Origin of the sequence: Nonomuraea sp. NPDC050556, from assembly GCF_044457355.1 — a bacterium.
Lineage (GTDB): Bacteria > Actinomycetota > Actinomycetes > Streptosporangiales > Streptosporangiaceae > Nonomuraea.
This window is the reverse complement of sequence record NZ_JBITGU010000010.1, coordinates 50,231-59,413: the sequence shown is the minus strand read 5'-3', so window position 1 is coordinate 59,413 and position 9,183 is coordinate 50,231. Positions and strand designations below refer to the sequence as shown.

The 9,183-nt window shown below is 69.3% G+C and carries 15 protein-coding genes; all 15 read left to right on the top strand.

The annotated features are described in order from the left end of the window. Window positions 1-651: hypothetical protein (locus ACIBG8_RS54650; protein ID WP_397351388.1), on the top strand; the 651-nt coding region annotated here is incomplete at its 5' end. Beyond that, complete coding sequence (locus ACIBG8_RS54645) at window positions 651-2,450, top strand: hypothetical protein (protein WP_397351387.1); 1,800 nt, start codon at window positions 651-653, stop codon at window positions 2,448-2,450. The genes ACIBG8_RS54650 and ACIBG8_RS54645, both read left to right, overlap by 1 nt. Before the next feature lie 19 nt (window positions 2,451-2,469). Further along, window positions 2,470-2,673, top strand: coding sequence for a hypothetical protein (locus ACIBG8_RS54640; RefSeq protein WP_397351385.1), 204 nt, complete (start codon window positions 2,470-2,472; stop codon window positions 2,671-2,673). A gap of 38 nt (window positions 2,674-2,711) precedes the next feature. After that, window positions 2,712-4,448, top strand: coding sequence for a hypothetical protein (locus tag ACIBG8_RS54635; RefSeq protein WP_397351384.1), 1,737 nt, complete (start codon window positions 2,712-2,714; stop codon window positions 4,446-4,448). Continuing rightward, the gene (locus tag ACIBG8_RS54630; protein WP_397351383.1) at window positions 4,448-4,897 is read left to right on the top strand and encodes a hypothetical protein; all 450 of its coding nucleotides are present in this window, start codon (window positions 4,448-4,450) and stop codon (window positions 4,895-4,897) included. Before ACIBG8_RS54635 ends, ACIBG8_RS54630 begins: the two co-directional genes overlap by 1 nt. Before the next feature lie 131 nt (window positions 4,898-5,028). Next, window positions 5,029-5,280: a hypothetical protein gene (locus ACIBG8_RS54625; RefSeq protein WP_397351382.1), complete on the top strand. Its 252-nt coding sequence runs from the start codon at window positions 5,029-5,031 to the stop codon at window positions 5,278-5,280. Next, on the top strand, window positions 5,280-5,549 hold the full coding sequence (locus tag ACIBG8_RS54620) for a hypothetical protein (RefSeq protein ID WP_397351381.1): 270 nt from the start codon (window positions 5,280-5,282) through the stop codon (window positions 5,547-5,549). Before ACIBG8_RS54625 ends, ACIBG8_RS54620 begins: the two co-directional genes overlap by 1 nt. Before the next feature lie 20 nt (window positions 5,550-5,569). Beyond that, the gene (locus ACIBG8_RS54615) at window positions 5,570-5,857 is read left to right on the top strand and encodes a hypothetical protein (protein WP_397351380.1); all 288 of its coding nucleotides are present in this window, start codon (window positions 5,570-5,572) and stop codon (window positions 5,855-5,857) included. Between the two features lie 213 nt (window positions 5,858-6,070). Next, window positions 6,071-6,493: a hypothetical protein gene (locus ACIBG8_RS54610; RefSeq protein WP_397351379.1), complete on the top strand. Its 423-nt coding sequence runs from the start codon at window positions 6,071-6,073 to the stop codon at window positions 6,491-6,493. A gap of 34 nt (window positions 6,494-6,527) precedes the next feature. Beyond that, on the top strand, window positions 6,528-6,791 hold the full coding sequence (locus ACIBG8_RS54605; protein ID WP_397351378.1) for a hypothetical protein: 264 nt from the start codon (window positions 6,528-6,530) through the stop codon (window positions 6,789-6,791). An 89-nt stretch (window positions 6,792-6,880) separates the two neighbouring features. Further along, window positions 6,881-7,171 carry a hypothetical protein gene (locus tag ACIBG8_RS54600; RefSeq protein ID WP_397351377.1) on the top strand — a complete coding sequence of 97 codons (291 nt, stop codon included), beginning with the start codon at window positions 6,881-6,883 and terminating at the stop codon, window positions 7,169-7,171. 32 nt (window positions 7,172-7,203) lie between these two features. Then, window positions 7,204-7,371 (top strand): hypothetical protein, encoded by a 168-nt coding sequence (locus ACIBG8_RS54595; RefSeq protein ID WP_397351376.1) that lies wholly within the window; start codon window positions 7,204-7,206, stop codon window positions 7,369-7,371. Continuing rightward, a complete protein-coding gene (locus tag ACIBG8_RS54590) occupies window positions 7,361-7,735 on the top strand; it encodes a hypothetical protein (RefSeq protein ID WP_397351375.1) in 375 nt (124 codons plus the stop codon). Before ACIBG8_RS54595 ends, ACIBG8_RS54590 begins: the two co-directional genes overlap by 11 nt. A 73-nt stretch (window positions 7,736-7,808) precedes the next feature. Next, window positions 7,809-8,306, top strand: coding sequence for a hypothetical protein (locus ACIBG8_RS54585; RefSeq protein ID WP_397351374.1), 498 nt, complete (start codon window positions 7,809-7,811; stop codon window positions 8,304-8,306). After that, window positions 8,303-9,079 carry a hypothetical protein gene (locus ACIBG8_RS54580; RefSeq protein ID WP_397351373.1) on the top strand — a complete coding sequence of 259 codons (777 nt, stop codon included), beginning with the start codon at window positions 8,303-8,305 and terminating at the stop codon, window positions 9,077-9,079. Before ACIBG8_RS54585 ends, ACIBG8_RS54580 begins: the two co-directional genes overlap by 4 nt. Window positions 9,080-9,183: the final 104 nt, after the last annotated feature.

The window sequence follows — 9,183 nt, the reverse complement described above, 5'->3', positions numbered from 1 at the left end:
AGCACGGCGTCGGTGACTCGGGTGCAGGAGAACATGCGTCTGCTCACCGCCGCCTCGACCGGGCAGGCCGAGGTGCTCGCCACGCTCGCGGCCGCTCGCGATGACTGCGTGGAGACGGCGGCGTGCCTGTCGGACCCCAAGTGCCCCGATCCGGCGTTGCCGCCGCAGCCCCCCGCGCTGGTGGACCCGTGCTGGCCGGAGACGGCCACCCTGGTGCGGCGCATCTACGCGTTCGCCCCGTTGCGTGCCCCGGAGTGGCTGGAGTCGGTGCCGGTGGTGAAGATCTACGCCGGGACGGCGGCGATGCGCACCATCACGGTGAAGTTCTACGCCAACCCGCTCGGGTTGGACTGCGCCAAGTATCTGGGCGAGTTGTGCGGGGCGTGCGACAGCATGAGCGTGCTGTACCTGCCGGTCGGCGCCACGCTCACGTTGGATGGGCGGATTCAGCGCGCGTCGGTGGACTGCCCCGGCGGGCCCGGCCGGGTGACGGCCACGCCGAAGCTGTACGGCCCGAACGGCGGCCTGTTCTCCTGGCCGGTGTTCTCCTGCGGGGTCGGGTTGTGCGTCGAGGTGTCGTCGGAGAAGAAGTACACCGCCGCTGACGCGGCCATCTCGGTGGAGCTGTACTCGCGAGAGGACGCCTGCTGATGGCCGGGGTACTCGGCTGCGCCGAGGCGTACCAGATCGTCGCGCACTGGCGGGGCGGCGAACGCCAGTTCGGGGCGATCAGCGGGGTGACGGCCCTGACGTGGGGACGCCGCCTGGATAAGACGTCGACGTGCACGCTGGAGATCACCAAGGGTGAGGCGGACCCGGCGTGCGTCAACGGGGTGCTCGACAAGCTGGCCGAGTGGGTACACGAGGTCACCGTGTACCGGGACGGCAAAGTCGTCTGGCAGGGTCCGGTGACCAGCATCGACGAGCGGCGCACCACGGTGACGGTGCTCGCCCGCGACGTGGTCGGCTGGCTGGATCGGCGCATCAACTGGGTGGAGCTGAAAAAGCAGACCGCTGACGGGACGGTCATCGCCGAGTCCTACATCCGGCAGGCGTTCGCCCGCTGGACCGAGCCGGGCACGTCGACGTCGTACTCGACGGACCCGAACGTGCTGGAGTTCCTGAAGGTCTACAACGGCGCCCCCAAGGCGAAGGTCGAACGGTTCCTGCCCCGGTCGGCGTACTACGGGACGCTGCTGCGCAACCTGACCAAGCAGGGCATGGACTTCACCTGCGTCGGGCGGCGGATCATCATCATGCCCGAGGCCACGTCCAAGACGCGCGCCCAGGCCCGGCTGACCGACGCGGACTTCTCGCAGGAGATCTCCGTGCTGTCGGACGGCATGGCCATCGCCACTCGGGCGACCATCACGTGGATCTGGACGCCGGAGGAGAGCAGCGCCAGCGCAGCCGTACTGGGGGTGCGCGCCGGGCGGCTGGTCGGGGCGGCCGAGGTGCGGCCGGTCGACGGCGACCAGGAGGAGATCGAACCGGCGGGCGACTACCCGTGGGACGGGACTGTGGCGGACCGGAGCACGCCTGAGGCGATGCTGGGCGCGGCCAAGGGGGAGATGTTCAAGAAGGCCGACGCCGACGGGAGCAGCGCCTACGGCCGGTGGTTCGCCGAGCGGACCGGTGATGCGGAGTGGGCTGTCGAGCCGTGGGCGTTCACGTTTCTGTCCTGGTGTGCCGAGCAGTCGGGCAACGCCGGGGCGTTCCCGGCGGCCGGTGACGGGCAGCAGCTGGCCGAGGCGATGCGCGCCGACGGCCGCTGGTCCGACGACCCCGCCCAGGGGGCGCGGGGCGCGCTGGCGTTCTTCGACCTGGACGGCGACGGGGTCGTCGACCACGGTGGTGTCGTGGCCCGGCTGCGCGATGACGGCCGCCTGGAGCTGGTGGAGGGCGACACCGGCGGCAAGGTCGCCCTGCGAGTGCGCTCGACTGATGGGCTGGCCGGGTACGGCTACCCGGCGTACGAGAACGTCGCGGTGCGGCCGATGGTGTCGGCCGCGGTGCGGGCGGCCGCCAAGGACAAGCGGGTCTCGCGGTCGGTGTCGGGCATCCGCCGCGCCGACGTGAAGGTATGGAACTTCCTGGACGCGATGCAGGACTTCCAGACCGAGCCCAAGGAATCGGCCTACGCCCTGTACCGGCCCAAGCTGACGTCGTTGCTGACGCAAACTGACCCGCCCCGGCCCACCGTGCAGGTGCCCGACGGGGCGTTCCTGCTGCCGACCGCGCCGATCACCATCGAGCAGCTGGTGCCCGGGGTGCGGGTCGACATCGCGCTGAACGGCTACCAGCGCGCCGCCATGGCCGGGCTGCGCCTGTCCGACGTCGAGGTGACCTGGAAGCCCGGCGAGGCCGAACGCGTGTCGGTGGCGTTCGCGCCGCTGCGCGGCCAGGAGACGCCGCCGGACGTGTGGGACGAGACCGGGAGCGGCACATGAACGGGGGCCTGTGGTGGGGGTGACGTTGCGGGACTCGCTGGCCAGCCAGTCGTTTCCCGACTGGGTGCGCAGCGTGGAAGACCGCGTGGCCACCAACCGGACCGAGTCGATCGGATTGTCGACCGGCACCGAAGACGACACCAGCGCGCAGGTGCTGGCCGCTGGCTGGTACCCGGAGCTGAACCCGGCGCCACCCGCGCCGACCAAGGATGAGGAGGGGTAACGATGTCGCGCTGTGGGTGTAGTTCTCAGTGCTCATGTGTGGTCACCGGGGCGGGCGGCATCTCGGTGTCGGGCAACGGCAGCCCGGCCAACCCGTATGTGGTGCTGCCGGTCGGCGACGACCCGGCGTGGACGGCGGCCGTCGGGACGGCGCTGGCCGATATTGCCGGGCCGGGCATCATCTACACGACCGGGACGAACAAGCTGCAGGTCAAGCTGTCGGCTGATGAGGGCAACACGCTGTCATTCGGGTCCGACTCCGGTCTGTTCGACTCCGGCGGTGGCGGCCCTACCCCGGACCCGGGCGGCGCCACCGTGGCCGGTCTGCCGGCCACGGGGGTGGTGGGCGGCTGGTCGTCGGGCGGGGCGGGGTATCTGCTGGCCCCGGAGTGCACGCCGCAGAGCTTTGAGCAGGCTGTGGCGCTGGATCTGGACATCATCACGATGCGGTCCTGGGCGCTGGAAGACGGCACCCTGGTGACGGCCCCGGCGCAGGATCTGACCCAGTACGTACAGCCGCGCGGCGGCACAGAGGCGTGGCTGACGCTGGCCAACATGAGCTTGGCCCGGTTCAAGAACCTCGTGATCAACGCCGGGAACCAGGCCGACTCCTACACCGGGTGGTGGGGCTGGTACGCCGTCGACGGGTACGGCATGTGCACCCTGGATGACGCGTTCCGGCTGACCGCCCGCCGCGCGGTGCTGGCCATCATGCCGTCGGACGACGAGGCGTGGACCTCGACGCTGGATCAGATCCTGCGCTTCGGGCTGACCAAGTCCGTGATCGTCATCCAGTACGACGACCGCACGCTTGCGGGCCTGGACAAGCTGGCCGCCTACAAGAACGCCACGGTGGCGTGCGCGGCCGCGGTGAGAACCGACGCCGAAGCGGCGGTGCTCACCCCGGCGGTGCTGAGCGCGGCCGGGGTCACCTGGGTGGTCGTCTCGACGTACAACAACCAGGTCTCCGACGCCAACATCAGCGCCTACAAGGCGGCCGGGCTGAACGTGCTGCTGCTGACGGAGTCGTTCCACTACCAGACCGACAAGGCGACCTCGCTCGGGGTGCGCGGGGTGCTGGCCGAGGACCCGATCTACGCGTCGAAGAACGTCGACCGGTACCGGGCGCTGTCCAACGGCTCCCACAACGGCAACCGGTACATCTGGTACGGGATGCTGTCGCTGAACACCTACAAGGGGGCCCGCTGGTCCGGGGCGAACGTCAACCAGGCCTACCGGGGCTACTACAGCGCGTGGACGGTCAACGATGCGGCGTTCAGCCTGCCTCGCGGGACGGGCAACTACGCGTTCGGCATCCTGCTGGGCAACATCGCGCCGCCGCCGAACCCGCAACGCTTCACCTGGTCGATGAACGTACGCTTCTACGACCTGCCCTCAGACAAAACGCGGTGGGTGGGTGGGGCGATCTGCTGCCCGAACGACGCCCCGTGGGGGCTGACCGCCACCGCCGACAACCCGATCATGGCCGGGGGCAACTCGGGGTATCAGTTCGGGTTGCGCGCCAACGGCAACCTGGCGGCGTGGAAGCTGAACCCGGCCGTCACCTACAGCGAGGTCAAGACCGGGCTGACGCCGGTCGCGGGCACCTCGTACACGATCACCGTCACGGTCGACCCGGACAAGGTGGTGGTCGCCTGCAACGGCAAGAGCATCACGATCGCGGACAAGGACTTCCGGGGCAACTACGCCCATCTGCTCAAGCACGACGGCAACAACCCGTTCCGTGCCCAGTTCTCGGTGTGGGGGTACTCCTGATGGACGACAGGTACGCGCAGGTGACCGGGACGCTCACCCGAGTGTCGGGGTCGGCTCCGGCCGATGCGTGGTGGAACGACGTCGCCGCGGCGATGGCCACCGCGCTCGGGCAGGCGCGGCGGGCCTCCGACCCGGACGGGTCGGGTACGGCCGGGTTGGTGAGCGGGGACGGGTCGGTGATGGTGTTGCCGCCGGACGCCGACGCCGAGGGCGGCCCGGACCCGGCTGCCGCCTCGCGGCCGTTCGAGGCCGGCGCGCTCATCTCACAGATCACCACGCCGGGGCAGGGCGGCGTGAACTACGCCCGGTACGTGCCGGGGCTGGTGGCGGTGGTGTGGGAGGGGTTGAGTTTCGCGTCCGGGGGCGCGTCCTGGAAGGTGACGGTGGACGGCGTGCAGGCGGGCGTGTACGGGTGGCCGGTGCCGGTCGACCCGGGCGAGGGCGCGTAACGGGGGTGGGGGGCGGTCTGCGGGCCGCCCCTGCCCACCACCAAAAACTATACATGCTGAGTTTGTGTTTGAACGGTGTTTCCATATACTTATATATGTCAGAAGATGTCGAACGAAGGAAGGCAAGCTCGATGGCTGAGCCGTACTTGATCCCGATCGTGCGCGATGCGGGGTTCTACGAATGGGAGGGCCGCGACACCGGGTGGCGGTATCGCGCCTGGCGGGCGCGCACCGAGTACCACAACCGGTTCGGGCCGTGGCACTGGCGCTACACCGTCGACAAGGGCACCGGCCACCAGGGGCGCGGCCAGCTCGACAGCCTCAACCAGGTGCGCGAGGGGTTCCGCATCCACGAGTCGACGCGCGGGCAGAGGTGGTCGTGATGGTCGAGATCCGCACGGCGGCCGCCGACGCGCTGATCGAGCAGGCCAAGAAGCTCGGCTGGCGGGTGACGGTCGATTCGTCCGCAGTCCGGCATCAGTCGCGCTTCTTCGCCCAGATCGGGCATCCGACGCGTGACTCCATCGATCTGTGGTGGAAGATCTCCTACCCCTCCGGCCGGTTGCGCTTCGACTGCGCGACGCGCGCCACCGACACCGGGGTGCAGAGCACCCGATCCAGGACGACCGCTGTTGATTGGATGAGCGAATGAGCGCACGACGCTGGGAAGAGATGACCGATGGCCAGCGCGATGCGTACGAGCTGGAGAGCGCCGAGGACTACAAATACCGGGTGACGGTCGAGCTGGTCGTCGACTCCGGCGGTTTCGAGCTGGACGTGCCGGATCTGATCAGCACGCTGGAGTCGGCGATCTCTTATCAGGGGGTGCGGGTGGAGATCGCCGACTCGGTGGAGACGACGTGGCCCGATCTGACCGAGGTGCGGGTGCTGGTCGGGGGCTCGCCGCGCCCGATGAAGGCCGCCGGGGTGCGTGACGAGTCCGCCGCCCGGGTGGTGTGATGATCGCGGGCGAGATGACGAGTTCGCGCCGGTTCCTGCGTTCGGGGTGTTCGGGGGGACACCTTCGCGCGTGTCAGGCGGCCCAGCGCTGTGGAGGTGAACGTCGTCTCGCCCATACACCCCACCAGAAACTACACATTGAGAGTTTGCATGTGTGTGATGTTTGCGATAGAGTGACTCTCACAAGAACAGCCTCTGACCTGGAGAAATGCCATGACGAACGCCCCCGAGAACACGACCGCCGCCCCCGTCGTCGCCCTGCCCGAGATCGTGATCGGCGAGCCGCAGCCGCTGGCGATGACGCCGGAGATCATCGCCGCGCTGACGCTGGCCGCGCACCGCGATGTGGCCCAGTTGCTGGTGTGGGACCTCAACGATGAGATCCGCCGTCGCAGCCGGGCGATGGCCAAGCGCGGGGTGTACGTGCTGGCCGGGCCGAACGGTGCCGAGGAGGTGGCGGCCGCCGACCGGGCGTTCGACCGGTCGGTGACGCGTTCGTTCGCCTTCGACACCGTCCTGTCGCATCTGGTGCACGTGAGCCTGCGCGCGGCCGGGTTCGGGCCGCAGGCCACCGACGGCGACATGCGGAACGCGGCGTTCGCGATCATCAAGCGTGAGCTCGGCTGGGAAGGCTGAGCCGGTGCCTGAGACGACAGGAGAGGACGAGTCGATGAGAACGACGAACGAGATGCGTGATGCCGCCGTGGGCGACTTGGTGGCCTTCCAGCTGCCCGTGGGCGGGCTGGTGCTGCCCGCCATCGTGATCGGCACGGTGGTCGAGCTGTGGGAGACCGCAGAGGACGACCTCGAGGGTGTTGATCATGTGTTCTGGGCTGATGTGCGCATCGACGACGGGGAGGTGCTGCCGGTGCCCGCCTCAGGGATGGTCGTGATCGACGTGGAGGCGTTGTATCGGGCTCGTCACACCTCCTGAAACTACACTCTTTGAGTTTGCATATTCGCGCGGGGTTCGTATACTGATACGAGTCAGTCAGCAACGAACCCCGCCGAAAGGAACCCCCGATGACCAGCACCAACACCCGCCCAGCGATCGCCCTGCCCGAGATCGTCATCAGCGAGCCGATCGCGCTCGACGACGCCCCCGCCCGCATCTGGGTGAGCGGCCACACCGACGCCCACCCCCTGCACATCGGCGACGTCATCGGCACCTGGCACCCCTGCACCGGGCACCTGACCGAGATGAGAGTCGAGGAGATCCACTTCGACGCCGACGGCCAGCCCGTCGCTCTGTTCGGCACCAGCGACGAGGGACACGGCATCCTCGTCGACGCCATCGCCGAGTACGTCGCCTGACCCCACCTCTCAGACCTGAAGGGAACCCCCTGATGAGCATCACCTTCGCCCCCTTGCGCCCCTTCGAGATCGGCGGCTGGCAGTGCGGCCTCACCGACTGCCCCGACGACTCCGCCGTCGCCGCCGAGACCGGCAGCTGGCGCTACGGCATGTGCGCCCCGCACGCCGTCGAGCACGGATGGGACGGCGATGCTGCCTGACCTGCCGCGCGCGCCGATCCCGGCCGCCCAGCCGGGCAGCCGAAACCGGGCGCTGCTCGGCGAACGCATCCCCGTCGCCCTGGACCACCTCGACGGCATCGGCAGCGGCCCGGCCGCCCACGCCCACCTGATCCGGCTGGCCCGCATCCAGCTCGACCTGGCCCGCGTCGACCTGGCTCACCTGTCCGACCTGCACGAGCTGGCCGCCAGCGGCGCCGCCGGCGCCGTCCAGGTGCGGGAGGTGGCGGCCGCCGTACGCGGCTACGAACGACGGCTGCGCCGCGCGCGCAAGCACGTCGCCCTGGCTCTGAACCTCACCCGGCGCTCCTCGTGGCGTGCCTGGTGGACCCACACCCAAAACTAGATATGGTGAGTATGTGAGTACCGATATTATGGCGTGCGAAAGAACTACACATTCGCCTAGGGGAGTTGTCGCGATGACTCAGCACTTCCTGTCCATGCGGCAGGTGGCCAATCTGCTCGGCATCAGCCAGCTGGTGACGATTCAACGGCTGGTCGCCTCCGGGTGGATCATCGACCCGGATGTCGAGCTCGGCGACGAGCAGCACATCAGCCGGGGCTGGACGCGCGAGCGGATCGTGGCCTGGGGGGTTGAGACCGGTCGTCTGGCCGCTGACGGGGTGACGCCGGTTCGTCACCCGGGCGGCCGCCCGAAGAAGGGAGACAAGCCGCCCGCGCACTGGCGCAAGACACCTGCCCGGTATCTGTCGCTCGCCCAGTCGGCTGAGCTGCTCGGGCTGGCGCCGATCAGCGCCCGGATCGCCAGGTCGCAGGGACGCTACTGTACGCCGGACATCGAGCTGGGGGAGGGCAAGGGGGGAACCGAGCCGGGGTTCCTGCCCTCCACGATCCGCACCTGGGGGCGGCAGACCGGCAGGCTGCTTCCCTCGGGGGAGAGGCCCGGCCGCTCATGAGCGGCGCCAAGGACGCCACGACGCGTCTGCCCGAGATCGTGATCGGCGAGCCCCGGGTGCTGGACGCGCAGGCTCAGGCAGAGTTGCGCGCCCCGTTCCCGGCCGAGCTGGTCGGCATGCGGCCGCTCTTCACGTGCGAGGTGTGCCGCAAGGCTCCCGGCCGGTGCTGCAACGAGCACCCGCGCCGCCAGTGCTCGCAATGCGGCGGCTATCTGTCGGTGGCGCACATGCACCTGGACTTCGTCGGGCACGCCCACGTCACCGACCGCCTGTTGCAGGTCGATCCGGGGTGGGAGTGGGAGCCGCTGGCCTACGACGAGCGGGGTCTGCCCGCCCTGGATCAGTTCGGCGGCATGTGGATCAGGCTGACGATCTGCGGCAAGACCCGCATCGGGTATGGGGCCGCTGACGGCAAGACCGGACCGAACGCGATCAAGGAAACGATCGGGGACGCGATCAAGGTCACCGCGATGCGGTTCGGCGTCGGTCTGGATCTGTGGCAGGGCGAACCGGCTCCGGGGCGGATGCTCGGTCAGGAGCACCCGGTCGGCGAGGAGGCGCAGAAAGCGCTCTCGACGGCGTTCGACTGCCGGGCGACCATGTCGCCGGTCGATGCTCTGGACGCGGTGCGCGACATCTGGACGGCGCACAAGGTGTTTCTGGACGACATCGCGACCCCGAACGGGCACACGCTGCGCGCGCGGTTGACGCAGCTTCTGGCCGAGCTGGACCAGGTTGTCCGGCGTCAGCAATCGATGTCTGGGCAGGGGTAGAGGGCCCGCAGGCGCGGCGTGTGCGCGGGATTATCGGCATACGGGTGGCGGTATCGGCTGCTCGGCGTGCCTTCCTTTGCGATAACCGCCCTGAGGGTGCAGAC